This window comes from Brasilonema angustatum (assembly GCF_059505445.1).
Genome location: NZ_JCACKO010000064.1, coordinates 1 through 22,829, shown reverse-complemented (window position 1 = coordinate 22,829; position 22,829 = coordinate 1). Strand labels below are relative to the sequence as shown.

Here is a 22,829-nt window from a genome sequence, read left to right as displayed (position 1 = left end):
AAATCTAAAATCCAAAATTGTAAAGATGCAGCCTACAGATCCAAATAAATTTACTGATAAAGCTTGGGAAGCAATTGTCAAATCACAGGATATTGTTCGAGCATATCAACAACAGCAACTTGATGTTGAACATTTACTCATTGCGTTATTAGAGGAACCAACTGGACTAGCAACACGCATTCTCGCCCGTTGTGAAATTGACGCCTTGCGCTTGCAACAGCAAGTAGAAGCATTTACCCAACGTCAACCGAAAGTGGGTAAAGCTGAGCAGCTCTATCTTAGTCGTAGCTTAGATACATTACTAGACCGAGCTGAAGAAGCAAGAGCTAGGATGAAAGATTCCTACATTTCTATTGAACACTTGCTTTTAGCTTTTGCAGAAGATGAGCGTATTGGACGACGAATATATAAAAGCTTTAACTTAGATACTGCAAAGCTAGAGGCTGCGATCAAAACAGTTCGCGGTAGCCAAAAAGTGAGCGATCAAAACCCAGAATCTCGTTACGAAGCTCTGCAAAAGTTTGGCAGAGACTTGACAGAACAAGCAAAATCTGGTAAGCTCGACCCGGTGATAGGACGGGATGATGAAATCCGCCGAGTTATACAAGTATTGTCGCGTCGTAGTAAGAATAACCCTGTACTGATAGGTGAACCTGGAGTAGGGAAGACGGCGATCGCAGAAGCATTAGCACAGCGTATAGTTAATGGCGATGTTCCAGAATCTTTGAAAAACCGCCAACTCATGTCATTGGATATTGGTAGCTTGATTGCTGGAGCAAAATACCGGGGCGAATTTGAAGACCGATTGAAATCTGTTCTCAAGGAAGTGATAGAATCCAACGGTCAAATTGTGCTGTTTATTGATGAACTGCACACCGTTGTCGGGACTGGTTCGGGCCAACAAGGGGCGATGGATGCAGGAAATTTACTCAAACCCATGTTGGCGCGAGGAGAACTACGCTGCATTGGTGCAACAACTTTGGATGAGTACCGCAAATATATAGAAAAAGATGCGGCTTTGGAACGGCGTTTTCAGCAAGTTTTTGTTGATCAGCCTAGTGTAGAAAATACAATTTCTATTCTGCGGGGGCTGAAAGAGCGCTACGAAGTTCATCACAATGTTAAAATATCTGATTCAGCGCTGGTAGCAGCAGCAACACTATCTGCGCGTTACATTTCTGACCGTTTCTTACCAGATAAAGCTATTGACTTGGTAGATGAAGCAGCGGCACAGTTGAAAATGGAGATAACCTCCAAACCGACGGAATTGGAAAATATTGACCGACGGTTGATGCAGCTAGAAATGGAAAAGCTGTCGTTGGCTGGGGAAGAGAAAGCTACGATTCAGACAAAAGAGCGTTTGGCGCGAATTGAGCAAGAAATTGTCAATTTGACGGAAAAACAGCAAGAATTGAATGGACAGTGGCAAGGTGAAAAGCAGCTACTGGAAGCAATTAGCGCCTTAAAGCAAGAAGAAGAAAAACTGCGGGTGCAAATAGAACAAGCAGAACGCGCTTATGATTTGAACAAAGCCGCACAGTTAAAGTATGGCAAGTTGGAAGGAGTGCAGCGCGATCGCGAAGCCAAAGAAGTCCAGTTGCTAGAAATTCAAAGTATCGGTGCAACCCTGTTGCGGGAACAGGTGACGGAAGCCGATATTGCTGAAATTGTGGCGAAATGGACGGGAATTCCTGTCAATCGCCTGTTGGAATCTGAACGGCAAAAGTTGCTGCAACTTGAGACACATCTACACCAGCGAGTTATTGGACAACAAGAAGCCGTTTCTGCTGTCTCAGCAGCAATTCGTCGTGCGCGTGCGGGAATGAAAGACCCCAGTCGCCCGATTGGTTCGTTCTTGTTCATGGGACCAACAGGAGTTGGTAAAACAGAACTCGCCCGCGCTTTAGCACAGTTTCTCTTTGATTCTGATGACGCTTTGGTGCGTCTGGATATGTCCGAGTATATGGAGAAACACTCCGTTTCCCGGTTGGTTGGTGCGCCTCCCGGATACGTAGGTTACGAGGAAGGTGGTCAACTTTCCGAAGCCATTCGTCGTCGTCCGTACTCGGTGGTGCTGTTGGATGAAGTGGAAAAAGCTCACCCTGATGTGTTTAATATTCTGTTGCAGGTATTAGATGACGGCAGAATTACTGACTCACAAGGACGAACAGTAGATTTCCGCAACACTGTGATTGTCATGACCAGTAACATTGGTAGCGAACACATACTGGACATATCTGGTGACGACGCCAATTATGAAAAAATGCAGAACCGAGTCATGGATGCTTTGCGATCGCACTTCCGTCCAGAATTCCTCAACCGCGTTGATGACATCATTCTCTTCCACACCCTCAGCCGCAGCGAAATGCGACAAATCATCCGCATCCAACTCAAGCGGGTGGAAAGTCTTCTACAAGAACAGAAGATTTCTTTGGAGATATCTTCTGCAGCTTGTGATTACCTCGTGGAAACAGGATATGACCCAGTATACGGCGCACGTCCCATTAAACGAGCACTACAGCGAGAAGTGGAAAACCCCGTCGCGACTAAGCTATTGGAGAATACTTTTGTCCCTGGCGACACAATTGTGATTGACAAAGCGGATCATGGGTTGACTTTTAGTAAGAAAATGGTGGTGAAGGTGCCAGCAGTGCAGAATAAGACGTTGTTAATTGAAGCATCGCGTGAGGTGTGAGATTCAGCTGCAGCTACAGTGTACACACAAGTCATCGAATTACCCAAAACTCCCAACCGTACAGTTTATCGAGGTGACTGAGGAGATTAATGAATGTCGAGATCCAAAAGATAATAAATATTTAGAATTGGTGGTGAGTGGCAAAGCAGAGTGCATTGTCACTGGAGATGAAGATTTGTTAGTACTCAATCCGTTCCGAGGGATTGAAATTTTGACTGTTCAAAAGTTTTTGGCAAAAACTTAATGTCAAACAATACCCAACCCAACTACCTAATTTCTTGGAATTGAATAAAAAAGGGAACGGGTAACAGGGAACAGGAGGGTTTGGGATGGGGTTTTAGACCGAATGGCACGCTCGAAAAGCGTAAAGTCTTGTGTTGCCTCGTTCCCAGCCTCTGGGCTGGGAATGTATTTCGAGAGGCAGAGCCTCTGATCAAATATATCTAAAGTCGTATTTGTAGACTACGGGTGTCTTCCTCCTAATATCATGTTCGCCTAATTAGTTATAATTTGGTGCATCTGTGCTGATATCTGAAAACTCTTTCTCCGGTGCTCCCTACCCCCTGCCCCCTTGCAACCTTAATGATAAGTCTTTAACCAGACACGATATAAGAGGTGATGCTGCTTTCAATTGTTATCCAATCTTAAAACCTCAAGCTGCTGATTTACGAACCAGAACAGGAAGTGATTGAACGATGGATAAGATAGTTCAATATCGAGAAATTATCAAACTATTAATTACTGATTACGTCAATGAAGCTTCAACTAGAGATGACGTAGAAAGACAAATGATTTTTGATACGGAACATGACCATTATCAATGAACGCGCCGATATTGATTTTTTAAGTCAGGTGCCTCAAGTCGGGAAACCGTTTGGACTTAGCCGTGAGTTCAGTCGAACGCTGAGATCACGGCCGAAGCCCGCCCACGGTACCGTCCTCTCCTACGTGTGTTTCAAAAATCTTTGGAGGATTCCTGTATGATAAATATAAACAGAGGATTTTTCACTCAAAAAATTTAACGCTTTTACAATGGCAAGGATGACCCTTGACCAATTACAGATATTTCTGGCGGTGGCGCAACATATGCATTTTACTCGCGCCGCCGAAGCGCTTTACATCACCCAGCCTTCTGTGAGTGCTGCAATTCAAAGCCTTGAAGAACAGTATGGAGTCAAATTATTTAATAGGATTGGTCGTCGCATTGAACTAACCCTTGCTGGCAGGATGCTGCAAGCAGAAGCACAAAAAATTTTAGACTCTGTTGAGTTGACTGAACGGGGACTGCGGGAATTAAACGATTTGCAAAGAGGTGAACTTAAATTAGGCGCAAGTCAAACAATAGGTAATTACTGGCTTCCCCGCTTCATCAGCTTGTTTAAGCAACAGTATCCTGGCATCACTGTGGATTGTACGTTAAGTAACACTACTGAAATTAGTGAAGGGACGGTTACAGGATTGTTTGACCTTAGCTTGGTAGAAGGCGAAGTTGAACCGTCAATTTTAACTTCTTTACAGCAAACAATTGTGGGCAAAGATTGTCTGCAAATCGTTGTCGGTCAATCTCATCCTTGGTTTGAGCGCAGTACAGTTAAGGTAACAGAACTAACAAACACTGCTTGGGTGATGCGCGAGAAAGGGTCAGGAACTCGTCAGCAGTTTGAGCAAGTGCTAAAACAGTGGGGTATTGAACCAACACAGTTAAATGTCATTTTGTCAATGAAAAGCGGTGATATGGTCAAAGCAGCCGTTGAGAGTGGGGTAGGGGCTGCGGCGATTTCCAACCTCATAATCACCAAAGAACTGCGTCTTGATATGCTGCGTTGTATTAAGGTTACAGGTTTGGCAAAAGACACTACTGATGCAGATTCACTTTCACGTCCCTTCTTTTTATTAAAGCATCGAGAACGCTTTCAAACCCGCATCTGCCAAGTGTTCGAGCAATTGCTAGTATCGGGGTAAATCTGTGGAATAGCTCCTTTTACTTTGAGACTGGCTGTAGCTGAATCTGCACAGGCATTCGGTGGAACATCATCCTTGAGATTTTCACGTCAGCAATGCCGATTTCACATCCTTAGCGAACAGTCAATTTAAACGTATATGCGGGACTAGTAAGTTGATAAGGCTGTGCAATGATAACTTGGTAGTCACCCGTTGCTGTAGCAGGAAACTGAGCGTTTTGTGGGTTTGAAATAGATTCTCCACCTGGTTCGACAAAGGTGAAGCCAGAAAGTCCTTGGTCATTTTTATTACCACCAACCCGAGTGCCATTCCAAGTTATATCTGCAATAATTGTTTGACCTTTACGGGCGTGAAAAATATAAGTATCTTTTTTGCCCAAACGCACTGAGCTTTTGATCACAGTCGATGTACTTCCTGGTGGAAACTTTATGCGATGGGTAGACTTTGTTTGTGGCTGGGCTGCAAGTAAAACAAAATTACTATCCCATTTTTTCGCGAATACTGGCGTTTGGTAAAGTACATATCCACCGATCAAACTCGTTGATCCTAGTATCCAGGCAATAAAACGTTTGTTAAAAAATAGAAACATAGTTTGTCCTTCAGAAACATTTGCGTATCGCATCTACAAATTATACTTCTATTTGGTCTAAACTCCAGTCTCAAGTAATCATGAGGATAATTCCTCACATCGAAATAAAACAACTCTTACTTCCTTGAGTTCATCGACATGTTCATCTAAAAAACGTCGCAGCTTATCCTCTTTGTCAACTAATTCCAAGCATTGGGGTAGCTTGTGATGAGGAAACTCATTATTGTCATAATGCAAAGGATCTCCTTTTAAAAACCCTACTGAAACTCGATGTACTATGACTTGCTCAATTCCAAAATCTTTAGCACTGGCCGCTAAATAATAAGTAAGCAGTGGCGCTGTTAACTTTTGCCAAAATGTATTTTTGGGTACGCGAGATCCAGAGTGAAAGTAGAAACGCAAAACTGTCAAATCGGGCGTTTCAATTTCTTCTCCTCGGTGTACAAATCCCCGAAAATGAAGGTCGTTGAATAAGTGAATTTCTTTTTGCGTCTTTTTTTCCACAGTCTGAGGAGCTTCTAGGGTTTGGGTAGCCAAACTCAGTCCTTCTTTAACAGGCATAAAATGGTACTTGCTTGAGCCAATACGCTGTGCATTATAAATCCCAGCATGACCAGAGAAAAGATAGCTCGCCACACAAGCGATACCAATAAAGACTCCCGATTTCAAACCAAATAGTTCAATTCCCATTAAAGTTGAGGCGATTGGTGTATTTGCTGCTCCACCAAAGACAGCTACAAATCCCATTCCTGCAAGTAGTGGTGCAGGTAACGCTAATATTAAGGACAAAGCATTACCTAATGTTGCACCAATATAAAATAAAGGGGTGACTTCTCCTCCTTTAAAACCTGCCCCCAAAGTCAGAGCAGTGAAAGCCACTTTGGCAGCAAAATCCCAGGGTGGTAATTGGGTGTTAAAAGCATCAACAATTGTGGGAATACCCAGTCCAATATACTTTGTAGTTCCAACTGCCCAAATAGCCAATGCTACCATCACACCACCGATTGCAGGGCGTAAAGGAGGATAAGAGATTTTTTCTTTAAAGATATGACTGCAAACGTGAGTCAGCTTGGCAAAAATCATCGCCACAATTCCAAAGATTGCGCCAGCTACAATTGCAGAAATTAGCCCCATCACAGTAACTGTTGGCACAACAGGTGCATGGCGATATGCTGTATGATGCAAACCTAACATTAAGGTGACGCGATCGCCTACAACGGCTGCAACTAAACAAGGAAAAAGCGCATCATAGTGAATTCTTCCAATAGCTAAAACTTCTAAACCAAAAACTGTTCCTGCTAAGGGAGTTCCGAAAACTGAAGCAAATCCTCCACTTAAACCAGCCATTAATAAAATTCGCCGATCAGCATGTTTGAAGTGGAATATCTTTGTCAATTGATCTGCGAGTGAAGCAGCTATTTGCAGAGCTGTACCTTCACGACCTGCTGAACCTCCAAATAAATGAGTTAGGTCTGTCCCTAGCAAAACTAGAGGAGCCATCCGCAAGGGAATAATATCTTTGGGGTTATGAATTTCTTCAAGTAAAAGATTATTTCCTGCCTCTACCCGTTTGCCAAATCGATGATAAATCCAACCGCTTAAGAATCCACCCAACGGCAACAATGCAATAATCCAAAGATGTGATTCTCGCCAATTAGTTACCCATTCCAAAGATGCCAAAAGAGCAGCAGAACCGAAACCGGAAAGAATACCAACAACAAAAGCAATGATTAACCATTTACTAAGTTGAGGCAAGGCAGTTATCTGCTCGAAAGAAAGTACTTTTTTCATATTTTAAAAAGTGATATTTTTAGTTGTTTTATTTATCGTCACCTGACAAAATCGAACTTCTATCAAAGCTAAAAATTGCACCTTTTCACGGTGGCAACCCCCCGAAAGTTTCGCCCAAACAATATCTTGCCGCCAACTTCTGTTTGCAAACGATTGGATCAACTTTTCGCAAAATCCAACATTGGTATAACTGACTCTTCTTGAATTCTGCTAATTTTGTTTTTGCAATATTTAGATATTTTTTGAGTTCCATTTGAAAGTCATTCAGTACACTTTTGCTAGACTCAACTGAAGAAATAACTAATTTGCTGCCATTCAAATAGCAATCTTTCAGCACTTTAATAATTAGAAGTGCTTCAGAATTATGATTTAAATCTGCTTCCGGCGTTTCTAAATATCGATGCCTAGAAGTTATTTTGTTAGTTTTGATAACTCTAAAAAAAAGCCCGCCCATTTCATTTACCTCATCTTGGCTGATCATTCTTAGCTCTAGTGACCTATCTTTTTACAGAAGGCTTACGTAGCGTCGAACTAGAAACTATCAGCCATGAGGGCGGTTCTCTGGTTATTCCAGAAGGCGAGTTTCATCACCACTGTTTTTGTAATACCAAAATCTCGACTAACTTGTCAAGATATTGGATTATGCTTTTTTGCTAAAGAACAAAACGTCACTCGCTAGCCCCTAACAGGGGCGCTGCGCAAACCCTGCCTACGGCACGCTAGCCCCGGAGGGGGCGCTCTTGCAACGCTAACAAATTCAAAATGGACTGCGTCCCGCTGCGCTAACAAAATTCAAAATTAATTGTCTGATCGCTTGTACTCGCTCTTCTGTTAGGATCACCAAATCAATGATTCGTTTGCAATCTCTTTTGGATCAATGGTTTGCAGTAACTCCTGTAAGCGCTGTTTGCCTTTTTACTGCCATCAAACCCAAACCATACACCTGCCACCAGAGACAAACTACTAGACCTTATAACTAAAAATTGGATTTGCTTTTTTGGGAAAATTTTATATAATATTTATATATTATGCAGCAGTTTTCATCTATATGAACCACATCGTTTGTAAGGGTGGAATTTCTTGTACCCCTGCGACTTTGGTCTATTTATCTGAAAATCGCTGTAAATCTCAATTTTGTGTGTTTTTGCTAAGCCTAGATTGTGAACAATCTAGGCTTTTTAGAGTATTTATTTTCGTCTTTATCGCCCAATTTTTGCTGCTTTAATAGTATCCCCAGTAGTCTCAACTGTAGCTAACACATATGTCAGTTAAATGACAATTAAATCAATGCAATTTTCTGAGTGGGGACATAACTTGGGAAAACTTGATTCAGTTTTGCTTGCTGCAAATTCATATGATCTTCCAACACTGTAGCAATCACATCCCGGAAATCAGTCGTAATTGCTAAATCTCTATCCTGGTAAAGCTGATGAGTTGATAAACCGGGCCATTCTCCGTAAACCTTGGCACCACGAACTTTTCCGCCTAAAACCCACATCACATTCCCGTGTCCGTGGTCGGTTCCACCATTGCCATTTTCCTTAACTGTACGACCAAATTCAGACATTACCAAAATAGTTGTATTTGGATAAACTGAGCCTAAACCGTTCACCAAACTTGCCAAACCCTTTCCTAACTGTCCCAGGTTGCGGGCTAACTGTCCTGTACTACCACCTTGATTGACATGGGTATCCCAACCACCCAACGCCATGAATCCCAATTCAATCCTAGGGTCTTTTACCATCAGTTGTGCTAGTCGTTGAGCATCTCTAGCAAAGCCTGACGGCAAAGGCGCACCATTATTGGCCATTTCCATTTCAGCATTAAGGTCATTAACCAACGCCTGACGCGCCATTCTTCCTTGCTTATAGGTTTGACTGAGGTCATCTTTTCCAGCGTATAGTTTGTCAAATGCTGCTTGTACTTGCGGGCGATCAAGTGGTAAAGGATTGGCAGCATTTTTACCCAATGCTAGGTTAGCAACAGCCATCTGTCCAGACAAAATGCGCGGTGTGATCGCGCCTACACTTACAGCTTGGATGGGGGAATGTCCAGATAAAAGGCTGAGCAAACGATTCATCCAACCGTCAGTAGTACGTTTCACACCAGGGGTACCGCTTTCCATGTAATCTTGAGCATCAAAGTGAGAGCGAGTTGCATCTGGAGAACCGCAAGCATGAACAAAAGCAAGACTACCCTGTTTCCATAAGGGTATTACGGGAGCTAATGCTGGATGTAACCCAAAGCGACCATCTAAATCGAGGACTCCTCCTTCTTTGTCAGGTTGGGGAATCGCAATTTTAGGTCGGGCTTCATAGTAGGCTTGTTCTGAGTAGGGAACGACTACATTTAATCCATCTACTGCCCCACGCAGAAAGATGACTATCAAACGCTTTTGGTCACTGTTGTTGGTAGCGGCTCTGGCTACCCATGCGTGGGTTCCTACTGCAGCCATTGTTGAAGCTGAAAAAATACCAGCTTGGACAAGAAAATCTCGTCTTTTCATAAATATAGTTATGAATTCAAAACAATTTACTAAATTTGCTTTCTTAAAAGCGTCCGACTAGCGCTCTTACTCCCTTCCCGGTACAAGATTACCTATCTTCTTTTTGATTTTCTTGGCGTTCTTGGCGTCTTGGCGGTTCGTTAAATTAGGTATTCTTCTGGCGGGAAGGGAGTAACCGCTAGCAACATATCAAAGAAACACCATCTCCCTTCTTGCCTGTTAAGCGTTCCCTGTTCCCTGTGTTTCTTAAAAGCTGTTAGCGTCGCATAAATTCTGGGCTACCCAAGATTAATGCTGCCTGAAGTTGAGGGGGAGTGGATGCGATCGCCCTTTGTGTTTTCTGTGAGAAAGAATTCCCAAGTGTACTCGTCAATTGCAAAGCATCCACTGGTTGATTCAGACTAGGTTCATTCTGAGTTTGATTCCCTGCCGACAGCCGTAAGCGTCCATTGGCGAGAATTGTGGCAAACCCAAGACGACGAGTCATAGCATCAGGATTTAACCATGCCTCTTGTGTGTTTTTGTAACCATCTGGAGTTTGACACCCATAAACAGGCATTCCCATTTGTTGTAGGGTGTTGGACAATGGAGTATAGTTATTAACCTGTGTGCCTGTTGCTCGCACTGCAGAGACAACGTATTGTAGTGGTGTTTTAAACTTGGCATTGAAGTTTTTCGCTTCCCAGAATTCTTTGCTGTGGAATAAGGTATTCAAAACTTCACGAATATTGCCATCGGTTGCCAAAAAGCGCTCTTGCAGATGTTTGACGAGAGCTTCAGTTGGGCGATCGCTCACGAAATACTGAGCAAGCTGGTAACTAATATGACGAGCAGTTGCCGGACTGCGTGCCAAAATATCGAAAGCTTGTTCAACTTCAGCTTCACCACTGCCTTTAATTGTCTGTCCTAGGAAAACTTTGTCGCTAAAATCATGCCGCTTTGGATTAAAGTAAAATCCCGAATCAGTATCTGTTTGCTGACGGTCAAGACGGTATCCCCAACCAGTTAAGATTCGTGCCAAAGTCGTCACATCTTGCTGAGTATAGCCACCATCAACTCCCAAAGTGTGTAACTCCATCAACTCACGAGCGTAGTTTTCGTTCAAGCCTTGGTATCTACCACGAGCACCAGGGCTACCAGGAGCAGTGTTTTGCCAATTGTCGAGATAAAATAGCATCGCAGGATGGCGAGCTGTTGCTTCTAGCAGGTCGCGAAAGCGACCCAACGCTAATGGTCTAATAGCTTGTTGCTCGTAAGCTCCCACCCACAGGCGATCTAGTCCTTTGCCCGCATACACATTGAAGTGGTTATACCAAAAGTCCACCATAACTTCTTGAAGTTGACGAGGGCTTTGTGTTGCTTGTAATAAACGTGCTTGAATTGCCTGTTGCATCACCAACCGAGCTTTTTCACGGGCAGCCTTCTTTTCTTCTGGGGTTGGTTGTTGCCCTTTTTGAAGCGGTGGTTGATATTCTCTGCGTATTTCTACTGGACTCTGGTGGAGAGTTTCAAGCTGCTCTAATTGGCTAGTCAAGCTTGGCGGTTCAGGAATCGAATTAGGTGAAAGTTGTTCTTGAATGTAGCGTTCTACACCCATTGCTTCGACCCTTTGAACATCTTCAGGATCAGGACCAAAGCTAAGACGATTTATGACGTGCAAAACTTTCGGGTCAACGGTTGGGGGGGCGGCACTGCTTGGGTAAATTCCTCCTAGCAACAGACAAATTGATACCACCCAGTAGTTTGGTTTCATACTCGTTCTGCTTTGGAAATTTACTACCGTTTGTTGTGCATTTGCTCAGCAAACTTCTGCCGTTGTTCTGGGTTCAAAACTTCTCGGATGGCAAGTGTATTGTCAAACTGAATATCAGCAAGCTCCTGTCTGAGCGTTTTGAGTTGGTTATATTTATCGCGCACTTGGTCTTTGGATGCTGTTCCTGCCATAAGACCTTTCAATTCCTGCTGCGCTTGACGAATTGCCTGTCTTTTTTGGGCAGTTTGGTCTTTGGATTGAGTACGAATCGTTTTAATTTGTTGTATCTGCTGTGGTGTCAGGTTTAAATCCTTCAACCATCCAGATTGACCACGTTGCTGACGGGGGGAAGGTGTGGGGTTTTGAGCAAGGACTTGAGATAAGACTAAATTTGGCTTGGCAAGAGCGATACTACTACCAAGAGCAATCATTGTAGCCGCAATTATGAAAGTAGTACGATGGAGAAACATAAAACTTGTCTTTTGTAATTAGTAGGTGAATAGAACGTACTCACGACGCACACATGCGATAGCTTCGCGCTTTGCGCTCTGCGCAGATTCCCTGTAAAGATGATGATTGGCTTTGCCCAATTGCTACTTCAAAGATTCAGTCTTGCTTTGTGCCTGATAAGACATCCAGCAAAGTTCCATAATAAATAACTACAAGAACAACCATGAATCTTGCTACTATTTTCAGGGCAGATATTTGTATGGCAGCGATCGCCTTGGTTTGTTGCAGTATTGAGGTAGTTAAAACCATAGTTGTTTGTTTATGATTTGATAGTGTGACAGTGCTGTGAATGGGATGTTAAAAATGTCTACCCCTGCTAAATTAATCAGTCGCTCGTTCATTCTGGTAAAAAACATCGCCTTCTGGGCTAAGTATACAATGCCAATTGTTTTCGATAAATGTCTCTAAAGTCGCAACTTCAGCTGCGCTTGGTTGTATAGGTATTAAGGCACGATAACTAACCACAGCAGCTACTAATCCAGCTGCTATGACGGGTGGAACCAACCAAAGCTGTGAAAAGTGGCGCACAAGTTGTATGGGTGAAGCTTGTACCTGTTGTAAGATCCGCTTTTCCAAATCCAGTGATGCAGGTGGAACTTTAGAACGATGCTGACGCAGAAAATGAATTAGGTCTTTGTCATCATTCGGAAACTCACTCATAACTGCACTCCTTGTTGCTGAAGAAATTGACGCATGGCAGCACGGGCGTGGAATAGGCGTGATTTGACTGTTCCCAAAGGAATATTTAAGATTTGAGCTACCTCTTTTTGAGGTACTTCCTCTAAGTCATGCAAAACCAAAATCGTGCGATGGTCAAAGCTCAAACTTGCTAGTCCCCTCTGCACCAAATCTTGATAATGCAAATCCATTAGATCCGGGGCATCTTCTTGAATAGGAGTTTTTTCAGTAAGGATCTGTAATTGAGTCCGCCCTTGAATTGCTGTCTGTCGCTGGTCAGAAGCCACATTCCAAGCAATCCGGTAAAGCCAGGTGGAGAATTTTGCCGTTCCTCGAAACTTGGGCAAACCTTTCCAAGCTCTCAAAAACACCTCCTGCACCAAATCATCCAGGTAAGATGGATCGCACAGCTGATAAAGAATTGACCTCACCCGCTGCTGATGGCGACGGTAAAGCTGACGAAAACTTTCGGAGTTGCCACAAAGACATTGTTGCACCAGGTAACTATCAGATTCGTTTTCTGAGTTACCGTTGAATTGACTTTCCTTTGAAACCTTTAGTGGCACAACTAACACCTGAGGAGTCCCTCTCTATTCGTTACGTTGCTTGTATTTAGCTTGTATTTATAAGACTGGATGAATGGGAGAAAGGTTCAAAGGTGATGAAGTTGCCCAAGTTTTAGGACGTGTTTTAAAACTATGCCAAAGAAGAAATTAGGCTATAATCATTATGGCAAGGTAGTTTCAGCATTTTTTTGTATCGCTTGGCAATGCGACGGAACTATTAGGCAAATTCTGATTTTTCCAAAGTGCTGTGGTCTTGGCACGCAAATTGCACTCTTAAGTAGTGGACCTTTAATCACTACTTGCTATGAAGCCAATGCTTAACAGCATTAACGGGACTATTCGTACTTATCTACTGAATTCCGAGAAAGAGGTAGACGGACTACTCTTAAAAGATGGTAAGCAACTGCACTACCCGCCACACATCAGTGCAGAATTCCAACAAGCGGTGCACCCAGTTGTTGGAATTCTGAGGTTTTTATGAATCCAAGACTGACGATCGCTTCCCAAGCGGCTAGGGTAGTTCGACGCTCTAAGCTGGCATCTCTATTTGTGGATATGCTACGGGTTCTCCTTACCCATCCCTACTGGTTCACAGCATCGATTATTTCTACGGTGGTGAATGCTGCCCTTGCACCAAGCCAAGCTTGGTTGTGGAAGAAGTTTCTAGACAACATCAAAGCGAGTGGTGTTGACAGTTCCGTATTTCTCAAGTACGTGCTTGTATTTGGCGGACTGCACGCTTTTTTAGGGCTACTTGGACTTATAGACAAAGTACTGAATCGAGCTTACGATTTGCGGCAGATCATTAAATTACAGCGGACTTATTTGGAACGGCGACAGCAGGAGGAAGGAGCACAGGATATTGCTCGCCTGCTATTTGACTGTGATAAAGCCAAAGGCGGACTTGACCTAATCTACAAGGACTTCTGGCACATTGTGGCAGGAATTGTCTCAGTCTTGATCTGGCAACTGAAACTAGCCCCGCAGTGGATTCCTGCTTTGATTATGGGGACAGTTCTCCCAGTGCTGGTGGTATTTGCCTTCGGTCGTTTTATCCAAAGCGCTAGCCAGAACATTTTGCATCTCCAAAGTAGAATTGCAGCATCCACCAGCGAACGAGAAAAGCTGGAACTGTTCAGCCATCAGGAGTCATTCTTTCGCCAGTCGGTGAAACTGGAGTTCTTCTTGTCCAGTACTGATACTGTGATGGAGCTCATGAAGTGGTTGGGGCTGCTGTTACTCATCGTGATCAGCTTGGTCTTTCATTTGAAACTGCTACCAGAGGAAATTAAACCTGGAGATTTAATACTGTTTGCTATGAATATCGATAGCCTGTCCAAACCTGTAGGGGACTTTGGCAAACTATACAGCAAGGCGCGGCAGGCTTACCCAGCTTTGCTGCGGGTATTGCAACCTAAGACTGTTTCACTTTAAGGTTGATACAAATAGGCAGCAGAGGAGCAGGGGAGCAGAGGAGCAGAGGAGCAGGGGAGAAAGAATTAGAGACTAATCATTTGTATCAAGGATTTCGTGAAATGGCATAAGACAATTTCTTAGAGAGGCGACTGAAAGTCGCGGCTATAGAGGCAAAGTCCCTAGTGGGAACGGCCACACCTTACGGTGAGACAGCGCGGACTAACGTGAAAATATAATTTCAAATTTAATCTGACCAGAGTAATAAAAGAGCAAACACCTTATCCCTGAATAAATTGCACATCGCGTAAAGGTTGTCGAATCCACTGATGACGCTGATTTGGTACTTCTTGAAATCCAAAGCGATACAAAAGTGCGGTAATTGTACTTTCTTCGATTCCCAAACTCATTGCTGCACGTTTAACGTCAAACCGAACTTTCACGGGTAAATGCTGTCGTTGCTGGGCTAAAAGCTCGTTCATCTCGTATCGGATGCGATCTGCGCTCCGCGCAGCAGCGAAGCTATCGGCGTTCACCTCGAAAAATTGGTCAGCCAAGGGACTTTTAATGCGTTCGATCGCTATGCTTACAGCTTCTTGAATCGACCCTTTATTTTCCACAATCGTTAATCCATGCGCTAAAGCCATTTCGACGATGCGATCGTGGATTTGTCGAATCATATCAAAATTAGCCTGATACCGTTTGGCACTTCGCTGCGTTGCTGACTCAGACCGAAGGGTAAAATGTTGCCAATGCTGTTCGTGATCAACTTGCACAATCAGCCAATCAACATTGAGGAGTTCAAAAATTGTCTCTGATAATAACCCCGGCATTAACCCTACACCTTCAATTAATGCCGATGTGTTTTGTTTTTGTAATCGTTGAATGAGTCCTTCCACCCCGATCATCGTCAAAATTGCCTGATTATAATATAATTGCATACTCCCCTCAAACGAGGACTGGTATAAAGCAGGAAAAGCGTTTGCTGCTTCTTCTTCACCAAAGAGAAAATCTAGAATCGCTTTGGTATTAGCTCGTCCAGCTTCATCAGTAGAAAATAATTTTTGAATTCCAAAAAGCTGAGCCAGTTGCGTTGAAAGAGTTGATTTGCCCGAACCGGATGCCCCACTCACCAAAATAATCGTCGGCTTAGTCAAGTCTTTCCACTGTGGCAGATCATATAGCCGTCGCATCAATGTTCGCATAAATTGATAGAGATCCTCGCTTAAAAATTGTTCGCGCACCTCGTCTAACAGGGGATCTTGATACAAGGCGACTTTCTCCTGCTCTTTGAGAATCTTCCAATCGCGATACTGCTGGAAATAAATACTTTCTAACTGATGAATCTCCTGCTCCCATTCAGCAACCATGCGTTCTAAGGGCATTAAATCCATTGATATCTCTTGTGCGTCTACTCTTAACTGCTGATACCATTCTTCTAGTTGACGCAATAAAAATGATTGAGTTTGTTGTAAACTCAATGATGATTCCAAACTTAAGGTCAGCGTTTTTTGCAGCTGCTTAAATGATTCTTCAATCGGCTGCCACGGCACAACTCGCATCGATTTCAAAACAGTAAGCTGTTGCAGTAATTGCTCCATGAATTGCTTGAGTGTTTCTAAATCGTCTACTTGAGTTTGCAATTGGCTTATCAAACCTTGAATGATGGGCTGACGGGATACATCCAACACATCAATGTAATCAACAATCTTGCGTTTAATCTCTGGCAGTAAGCTTTTCTTTAGGATGATAGACTCTGTTTGCTCTTTGTCACTTAAATGAGTTGCAATGTCTTGCGGTATTTCAGTTTCCTCCTGGGAGGGATAAAAATCGCGGTTTTGGTCGAAAAATAGATCTGATGTCTCGAAGAGTTTCAGTACAATCTGACGAGCATCATCATAGGTGTATTCAGGTAATATGGCTAGTCGATGAATGAGAGCATACTGATAACTTACCAATTCACCTAACTGAAAATGCGTCGCATAAAGCTGTTCATAATGTTGCTGAAGCAGCGTATAAATCTGCTTGTCTGAAACTGCATCAATAATTGGCTGATGCTTTTTTGCTTGCGCTCGCCAAATCCGTTTTTCATGGCGAATGCGAAACGGCATCAACTGTTCAAGGGCAAGTTTTGCTCGCTCTCCTACAGAATTCTCAACCGCTGTTAGTTGTCGTAATATTTGAACAACTTGCTTGAGTTGTTCTTGCTCTAATAATTCTTTCAGAACGGGTTGGTCAGCTAACTTTTGCCCTTCGTTGGCATTATAATGAACTCCTAATATTCCTTCATATTTAAAGGCTTGATTTAAGTTTTTTACTTTATCATCTACAAAAATTGTTTGCTGCCCAATTCGTTCATACTGAGTCGTCCAAAAATCTAGCCATTGGCTGGCAAATGAAGTGACATCAACGGCAGCATAACCAAGTTCCTTTAATACTTGATTATATTGTGCGATAGCTTCGCTGCTGCGCGGAGCGCAGATCGCATACTCGCTCACTTGCTCTAAGTTAATTCGTTGTTGCTCGTATGCTACAAAGTTTTCAGCTTCTTTGTTTTCTTGAAAGATAGCTTGCCATAACTGAGAAATTGCCGAATTTGGTAAGTCTACCTCTAACACGTCCTTGGCAAATATGTCAATAAAAACGTGCTGTTTAAACGACAAATATATTTTGGGATTGGGTTTACTAACACCAAACTTCTCAGATACAATTTGAATCAGTCCTTGCAAATAATCGAACTCTTCCTGTTCCAAGAAAAATTCTATTTTTGCCATAAAATTATTAGTTAACCCATACTGGCGGATTCCTAGTCGCTCAAGGCGCTGCAATATCTCGCCAGTTTCATGCTTGGGTTCGTAATGACTGTAGTAGAGAATGAGAAAATCCCGAATCTCTTGATTGGTAATCTCAATCTGTTCTTTTCCTGCAGCCGCAAACGCGATATTAAACTGCTGAATTGAGTGAGCAGCAAATTGTTCCGGAGTTGCCTGACCAATTTTGAGAGCATCATAATTCACACCAGGAATCGGATCGCTTTTAAAGATAATCTGCCAAAGTTGGGTTAATTGTTCAGTGCTTAAATCAACTCCTTTTGAGCGTGCATATAGTTCAATAAAAAATTTATTATGTCCATCCATCAAGACACCGCCAAAATCCCAGGCGATCGCATATGTATTATGAATGCGTAAAAGAATCTTTTCAATTTGTTCTAATGCTTTAAGGCGTGAATCTTCTGTACCATTTTTGATAAGATTAACAAACTCCGGAATATTTTCCAGCCGATAACGGTCTTGATGCTGGTAAGCGAATTGTTCTTCAAGATTCTTTGGCATTTGTCACACAGCCTCAATGTAGTTAATGATGCTCTTAAGAAACACAGGGGTGTAGGGGTGTAGGGGAGCCAGTACTGATAGCGTAGCGTGTCCGCAGGACATAGGAGGGTTTCCCTCCGTAGGTATCTGGCGTGTGTAAGGGTGTAGGGGTTGATATGCCAGTCGTGATTTCAATGCTCAACAGCTACTCTGGATTGGCTGCTGCTGCCGCTGGTTTTATGCTATCAAATGAAACGGTAGCGGATAACAGCTTTTGGCAAACTGGTAGGGAAATTTGCTTACCTGGTTGCAAGTAAACTAACCAGAGTTTAGCGATCGCTCTACATTTGGACAACCAATCAACCACTGCAAAATGGACGCTTCATCATTCAAAAATATCTGGGTGGGGGTGGCTTTGGTGAAACCTACAAAGTCATCGAACAGCGTACAGGTAAAATCTTTGCTATTAAAATCCTCAAATCTAATCGACAAAATGAACCAAATTTTCAGTAACTACAAGTAAAGTTCATTAACGAAGCTTTGCGGTTAGGACAATGCAGTCATCCTCACATTGTCAAAGTTCATGAAGTGATACAGGAAGCAGCTATGTCCTACATCGAAGCAAATCGTGCTGAAGTAGAAGCAGAGTATCAAACTGTCTTGAAACAGGTAGAGGAAAATCAGAAGTATTGGGAAGAACGCAACCGTGAGCGTTTCGCTCGAATTGCAAAATTACCACCGCCGCCCGGAATGGAAGTTGCTTGGGAAAAACTTCAAAAAGCGAAAGCCAGACTTGATTCTAAAGCATGATTTTTCTGATTGAGCATAACCTTGAGAGGCAGTCTGTATCGTAGAAATTGTGATGTACATTAACGATTACATGGGCGCAAGTCGTAAGTAGGTCAACATTGAAAAACGTAAAATAGAGTCTTTGCGATTACTTCCCTTCACCCTTCGGGAACGCCCGTCGCCTACGGAGGGAAACCCTCCAAAGAGCGCTGGTCTCACTGCGTTCCGCTGCCCTCCGGGCACGCTGCGCTAACGTAATGACATTTCACGTTTAATTAGGTAGATCGCTACTTATCTTTATTCCGTAAGATGCTTCAGTTTATATAATAGACGCAGTGAATCTAGCAAGTTGCGCGGCACAACTGCTGTAAATGTGAATCGCATAGTTTGCAGGAATATGCCTATCTTCGATTCCGAGGATAGCAGCTTTTACCTAACTGGTAGGGAAATCCGAATCCCTGCTATCGGGTAATCAATGCTGCAAACCACGAGCGATCGCCCCCACAAACACCATACAATCCAATTGGTGAAATCCCATATCATTCCTTCAAAATGAGGATAACCAACTACCTAGATTAGGCTTTGGGTGTACACAGGTGTGCTGAGGGGTTTTGCCTCAGTTATCATTCAGATACTTGCATTGAAAATTACCAGTTATGCTAGAACAAGGTACAATCAGTATTCATACTGAGAATATTTTCCCGATTATCAAGAAGTCTCTCTATTCCGATCATGAAATCTTCTTACGGGAACTCGTTTCCAACGCTGTAGATGCTATCCAAAAGTTGAGAATGGTATCTCGCGCTGGGGAGTATTCTGGTGAAATCGGTGAACCGGAAATTCAAATCGCCATAGATAAAGACAAAAAGACGCTCTCCATTACCGACAATGGTATCGGAATGACTGCAGAGGAGGTCAAAAAATACATCAACCAAGTCGCCTTCTCTAGTGCAGAGGAATTTATAAACAAGTACCAAGGCGGTTCAGAACAACCAATTATTGGTCACTTTGGTCTTGGTTTCTACTCCTCCTTCATGGTCGCACAAAAGGTAGAAATCGATACCTTGTCTTACAAAGAAGGAGCACAAGCAGTTCACTGGAGTTGCGACGGTTCCCCATCCTTCACTCTGGAAGATTCAGCTCGTACAACTATTGGTACGACGATTACCCTGACTTTGCAAGAAGAAGAACAGGAGTATTTAGAATCAGCACGCATAAAGACGCTGATTAAAACATACTGCGATTTCATGCCAGTCGCCATTAAGCTTGATGGCGAAGTATCAAATAAGCAAAGGGCAGTCTGGCGGGAAAGTCCTAGTAGCCTGAGTCGAGAGGATTATTTAGAATTTTACCGCTATCAGTATCCTTTCCAAGAAGAGCCGTTGCTTTGGGTGCATCTGAATACTGACTACCCGTTCATCATCAATGGGATTCTGTATTTCCCCAAAATGAAGCCGGATGTTGATGTTACCAAAGGGCAAATCAAACTTTTCTGCAACCAAGTTTATGTCAGCGATCATTGTGAAGAAATTATCCCACAATTTCTTCTGCCCATGCGAGGTGTGATTGATAGCGCTGATATTCCCCTGAATGTGTCGCGGAGTGCTTTGCAAACTGATCGCACTGTGCGCAAAATTGGTGACTATATCGCGAAGAAGGTGGGCGATCGCCTCAAAGAACTTTACCGCGACAACCGCGAACAATACATCAATACTTGGAAAGACTTAGGTACTTTCGTAAAATTTGGCGTTCTCAACGACGAGAAATTCAAAAAACAAGTCGAAGATATCATCGTCTTTCGCAGCACCTATCAACCAACCACTCAGCCGTCAACGGCTACCCCAGCAGTTGAGGTACAGTCTCAAGAGGGAGATGTTTGGCAAGATGTTGCTTCCGCAGACACTCCAAAATTGCCGTACACAACTCTCAAAGAATACCTAGAACGCAACAAAGAACGTCACGAAAACCGCGTCTTCTACGCCACCGATGAAGCAGCCCAAACCCCATACATAGAACTGCACAAAAATCAAGGTTTGGAAGTTGTGTTTATGGACTCCTTTATCGACACCCACTTCATCAACTTCTTGGAGAGGGAATATCAGGATGTTAAATTTACACGCGTAGACTCCGATTTAGATAGCACCCTGCTGGATCAAGACAAATCTGGGGAAATTGTTGATCCCAAGACGAATAAAACCAAAAGTGAGGTGATCAAAGAGCTGTTTGAGAAAGCGCTCAACAAACCCAAGCTGAATATTCGCACCGAAGCTTTAAAAGCAGACGATCCACAAGGAACGCCACCAGCAATGGTACTTTTGCCAGAATTTTTGCGCCGCATGCGGGAAATGAGCGCTTTAATGCAACAGCAAGCAGCAGATTTTCCCGAAGATCACGTTTTCTTAGTCAATACTGCTCACCCATTGATTCAAAATTTAGCGAATCTGAGTCAAGGTAGTATTATTCAAGATGATGTTCAGTCACCTAGCGGACAGCTAGTGAACTTAGTTTGCCAACATGTATATGATTTGGCACTGATGTCTCAAAAAGGTTTTGACGCTGAAGGAATGAAATCTTTCGTTGAGCGTTCCAATGAGGTGCTTACCAAGTTAACGCAAGAAGCTGCAAAGTAGAATAACTCTACTCTCTGGTTCCCTGACTTTGCTGGGGAATCTCTCGTTCCCAGGCTGCAGCCTGGGAATACCTATAGTGAGGCTCAGCCTCAGATTAACATCTGTGGCATTTTGGGAACAGAATTCAAAAAAGTATAGAATTCCTAACTATACTGATGTTTGAAGCAAGTTCTGGCGCTACAAGCCATTGATCTATGTCCCAAAAAAACGAAACAATTGTTCTCGTTTTGGCGCTGCTGCTCACACTAGGATTAATCGGAGGTGGTGTTTGGTGGTTGATGAAACGCTCTGGTATTGACTTGGGTAGTTTAGTTAACAATCAATCACAGTCTCTAGGGCAGTCTAACGTCAAAAGTTTCTCCCAGGTGCAGAATGTTCCATCTGGGGCGTTTAACTATGGTGGTAGCACGACTTGGGTGTCAATCCGTAAAGCAGCAGACCCAATTATTGAAACGGTTTGGCCTGACTTTCGCTTGCGTTACATTGACCCTGAAGGTGGTGCTCCTAGTTCCCAGACTGGTATCCGTATGTTGTTAGACAATCAACTGTCGTTTGCTCAGTCCTCTGTCCCGATTCCAGATCAAGTGTATCAGCAAGCGCGACAACGAGGTTTTTCTCTCAACGAAATACCAGTGGCGATTGATGGGATTGCGATCGCCGTAAACCCAAGCTTAAACATAAAAGGTCTAACAGTAGGTCAATTCAATGATATTTATGCGGGCAAAATCACCAACTGGAATCAAGTTGGCGGTCCTGACTTAAAAATCATACCTTATGGTAAAAAAGAGCGAGACAAAAGTGCCACTGTTATACTTATACCAACAACAACCGAGGCTTTACGCCAAGTTGCTGACAATCCAGGAGGTATTTACTACACCTCAGCACCATTGGTGATATCGCAGTGTCACGTTAAGCCTTTGCCAGTGGGTCGTAACTCTAATGAACTTGTTCCCCCCTACAAACTGCCCTTTGTCCCCCTCGAGCAGTGTCCGCAACAGCGCAACCAAGTCAACACCCAAGTGTTCCTGAGTGGTCAGTATCCTCTGAGTCGGCGATTATCGGTGGTTGTGAAACAGAATGGTCAAATTGACCAACAAGCAGGCGAGTCTTATGCCAGATTACTGCTAACTGCTCAGGGTCAGGAATTAATTACAAAAGCTGGATTTGTCAGCATTCGCTAAGTGATTTTATATAATGAGAGATTGTGCTAAAGAAAAATATAGGAGTTTCAGATAATGTCTCGTCGCTGTGAATTAACAGGTAAAAAAGCAAATAACGCCTTTGCCGTCTCCCACTCCCACCGTCGTACCAAGCGCCTTCAGCAAGTTAACTTGCAAAACAAGCGTATTTGGTGGGAAGGCGGAAAACGTTGGATCAGAATGCGCATATCTACCAAAGCAATCAAAACCCTAGAAGTTAAAGGGTTGGAAGCAATGGCGAAAGAAGCTGGTATTAACTTGAATCATTATTAAGAGTGTGACATTACCTCAACTTAGATCTTGCACCTCCGGCTGAGTACGCCCAGAACTCAAGTTCTGGGCTAATAAACACGCGTCCGTTAAAACGGACTGAGTAAGTTTTTCAGTCCGTTTTAACGGACTTAGACTTTGAGCCAAGAAATTTATTTCTTGGCGGA

At 43.2% G+C, this 22,829-nt stretch carries 21 protein-coding genes, 1 pseudogene and 1 riboswitch; of the genes and pseudogenes, 11 read left to right on the top strand and 11 right to left on the bottom strand.

The genetic code is table 11. From position 1 onward, the window contains the following. Positions 1-25: 25 nt before the first annotated feature. The 4 genes from clpB (at position 26) to AC5JM2_RS13335 (ending at position 4,657) form a co-directional block, all read left to right on the top strand. Positions 26-2,695 (top strand): ATP-dependent chaperone ClpB, encoded by a 2,670-nt coding sequence (gene clpB, locus AC5JM2_RS13350; RefSeq protein WP_495835358.1) that lies wholly within the window; start codon positions 26-28, stop codon positions 2,693-2,695. Next, positions 2,685-2,939, top strand: coding sequence for a putative toxin-antitoxin system toxin component, PIN family (locus AC5JM2_RS13345; RefSeq protein ID WP_495835357.1), 255 nt, complete (start codon positions 2,685-2,687; stop codon positions 2,937-2,939). Before clpB ends, AC5JM2_RS13345 begins: the two co-directional genes overlap by 11 nt. Positions 2,940-3,390: 451 nt before the next feature. Further along, positions 3,391-3,519 (top strand): element excision factor XisI family protein, encoded by a 129-nt coding sequence (locus AC5JM2_RS13340; protein WP_495835356.1) that lies wholly within the window; start codon positions 3,391-3,393, stop codon positions 3,517-3,519. Positions 3,520-3,736: 217 nt separating this feature from the next. Beyond that, the gene (locus AC5JM2_RS13335) at positions 3,737-4,657 is read left to right on the top strand and encodes a LysR substrate-binding domain-containing protein (RefSeq protein ID WP_495835364.1); all 921 of its coding nucleotides are present in this window, start codon (positions 3,737-3,739) and stop codon (positions 4,655-4,657) included. 112 nt (positions 4,658-4,769) lie between these two features. On the opposite strand, the gene AC5JM2_RS13330 is transcribed toward AC5JM2_RS13335, so the two are convergent. The 9 genes from AC5JM2_RS13330 to AC5JM2_RS13290 all read right to left on the bottom strand — a co-directional run bounded on the left by AC5JM2_RS13330 (position 4,770) and on the right by AC5JM2_RS13290 (position 13,050). Then, entirely contained in the window at positions 4,770-5,246 is a 477-nt protein-coding gene (locus AC5JM2_RS13330; protein ID WP_495835355.1) for a hypothetical protein, read from the bottom strand. Between the two features lie 78 nt (positions 5,247-5,324). Further along, positions 5,325-7,037, bottom strand: a complete 1,713-nt coding sequence (locus AC5JM2_RS13325) for a voltage-gated chloride channel family protein (protein ID WP_495835354.1) — start codon at positions 7,035-7,037, stop codon at positions 5,325-5,327. An 85-nt stretch (positions 7,038-7,122) separates the two neighbouring features. Beyond that, complete coding sequence (locus tag AC5JM2_RS13320; protein ID WP_495835353.1) at positions 7,123-7,518, bottom strand: hypothetical protein; 396 nt, start codon at positions 7,516-7,518, stop codon at positions 7,123-7,125. A gap of 44 nt (positions 7,519-7,562) precedes the next feature. Further along, a riboswitch (Fluoride riboswitch) is annotated at positions 7,563-7,638 on the bottom strand. Positions 7,639-8,316: 678 nt separating this feature from the next. After that, entirely contained in the window at positions 8,317-9,543 is a 1,227-nt protein-coding gene (locus AC5JM2_RS13315; protein WP_495835352.1) for a DUF1501 domain-containing protein, read from the bottom strand. A gap of 256 nt (positions 9,544-9,799) precedes the next feature. Next, complete coding sequence (locus tag AC5JM2_RS13310) at positions 9,800-11,296, bottom strand: DUF1800 domain-containing protein (protein WP_495835351.1); 1,497 nt, start codon at positions 11,294-11,296, stop codon at positions 9,800-9,802. Positions 11,297-11,319: 23 nt separating this feature from the next. Beyond that, entirely contained in the window at positions 11,320-11,766 is a 447-nt protein-coding gene (locus tag AC5JM2_RS13305; protein WP_495835350.1) for a Spy/CpxP family protein refolding chaperone, read from the bottom strand. A gap of 136 nt (positions 11,767-11,902) precedes the next feature. Then, positions 11,903-12,055, bottom strand: a complete 153-nt coding sequence (locus AC5JM2_RS13300; protein ID WP_495835349.1) for a hypothetical protein — start codon at positions 12,053-12,055, stop codon at positions 11,903-11,905. Positions 12,056-12,127: 72 nt separating this feature from the next. Then, positions 12,128-12,466 carry a hypothetical protein gene (locus tag AC5JM2_RS13295; RefSeq protein WP_495835348.1) on the bottom strand — a complete coding sequence of 113 codons (339 nt, stop codon included), beginning with the start codon at positions 12,464-12,466 and terminating at the stop codon, positions 12,128-12,130. Next, positions 12,463-13,050, bottom strand: a complete 588-nt coding sequence (locus AC5JM2_RS13290; protein WP_495835347.1) for a sigma-70 family RNA polymerase sigma factor — start codon at positions 13,048-13,050, stop codon at positions 12,463-12,465. The genes AC5JM2_RS13295 and AC5JM2_RS13290 overlap by 4 nt, the downstream gene beginning before the upstream one ends. 313 nt (positions 13,051-13,363) lie before the next feature. On the opposite strand from AC5JM2_RS13290, the gene AC5JM2_RS13285 reads away from it, so the two are divergent. Both AC5JM2_RS13285 and AC5JM2_RS13280 read left to right on the top strand, forming a co-directional pair. Next, on the top strand, positions 13,364-13,531 hold the full coding sequence (locus tag AC5JM2_RS13285) for a hypothetical protein (protein WP_495835346.1): 168 nt from the start codon (positions 13,364-13,366) through the stop codon (positions 13,529-13,531). Next, positions 13,528-14,484 carry an ABC transporter ATP-binding protein gene (locus tag AC5JM2_RS13280; protein ID WP_495835345.1) on the top strand — a complete coding sequence of 319 codons (957 nt, stop codon included), beginning with the start codon at positions 13,528-13,530 and terminating at the stop codon, positions 14,482-14,484. The genes AC5JM2_RS13285 and AC5JM2_RS13280 overlap by 4 nt, the downstream gene beginning before the upstream one ends. 260 nt (positions 14,485-14,744) lie before the next feature. Here AC5JM2_RS13280 and AC5JM2_RS13275 read toward each other — a convergent pair whose 3' ends face one another. Beyond that, a complete protein-coding gene (locus AC5JM2_RS13275) occupies positions 14,745-17,795 on the bottom strand; it encodes an HAD family hydrolase (RefSeq protein ID WP_495835344.1) in 3,051 nt (1,016 codons plus the stop codon). 146 nt (positions 17,796-17,941) lie between these two features. On the opposite strand from AC5JM2_RS13275, the pseudogene AC5JM2_RS13270 reads away from it, so the two are divergent. After that, positions 17,942-18,028, top strand: a pseudogene (locus AC5JM2_RS13270) (NAD(P)(+) transhydrogenase (Re/Si-specific) subunit beta); the annotation flags it as partial. Between the two features lie 64 nt (positions 18,029-18,092). On the opposite strand, the gene AC5JM2_RS13265 reads toward AC5JM2_RS13270, so the two are convergent. Next, the gene (locus AC5JM2_RS13265) at positions 18,093-18,266 is read right to left on the bottom strand and encodes a hypothetical protein (RefSeq protein WP_495835343.1); all 174 of its coding nucleotides are present in this window, start codon (positions 18,264-18,266) and stop codon (positions 18,093-18,095) included. A gap of 114 nt (positions 18,267-18,380) precedes the next feature. Between AC5JM2_RS13265 and AC5JM2_RS13260 the strand changes: the two genes are divergently transcribed. The 4 genes from AC5JM2_RS13260 to rpmB all read left to right on the top strand — a co-directional run bounded on the left by AC5JM2_RS13260 (position 18,381) and on the right by rpmB (position 22,665). After that, positions 18,381-18,584 (top strand): hypothetical protein, encoded by a 204-nt coding sequence (locus AC5JM2_RS13260; protein WP_495835342.1) that lies wholly within the window; start codon positions 18,381-18,383, stop codon positions 18,582-18,584. 635 nt (positions 18,585-19,219) lie between these two features. Then, on the top strand, positions 19,220-21,193 hold the full coding sequence (gene htpG, locus AC5JM2_RS13255) for a molecular chaperone HtpG (protein WP_495835341.1): 1,974 nt from the start codon (positions 19,220-19,222) through the stop codon (positions 21,191-21,193). A 194-nt stretch (positions 21,194-21,387) separates the two neighbouring features. Next, positions 21,388-22,374, top strand: a complete 987-nt coding sequence (locus AC5JM2_RS13250) for a substrate-binding domain-containing protein (RefSeq protein ID WP_495835340.1) — start codon at positions 21,388-21,390, stop codon at positions 22,372-22,374. Between the two features lie 54 nt (positions 22,375-22,428). Next, positions 22,429-22,665 (top strand): 50S ribosomal protein L28, encoded by a 237-nt coding sequence (rpmB, locus tag AC5JM2_RS13245; protein WP_495835339.1) that lies wholly within the window; start codon positions 22,429-22,431, stop codon positions 22,663-22,665. The last annotated feature ends 164 nt before the right edge of the window (positions 22,666-22,829 follow it).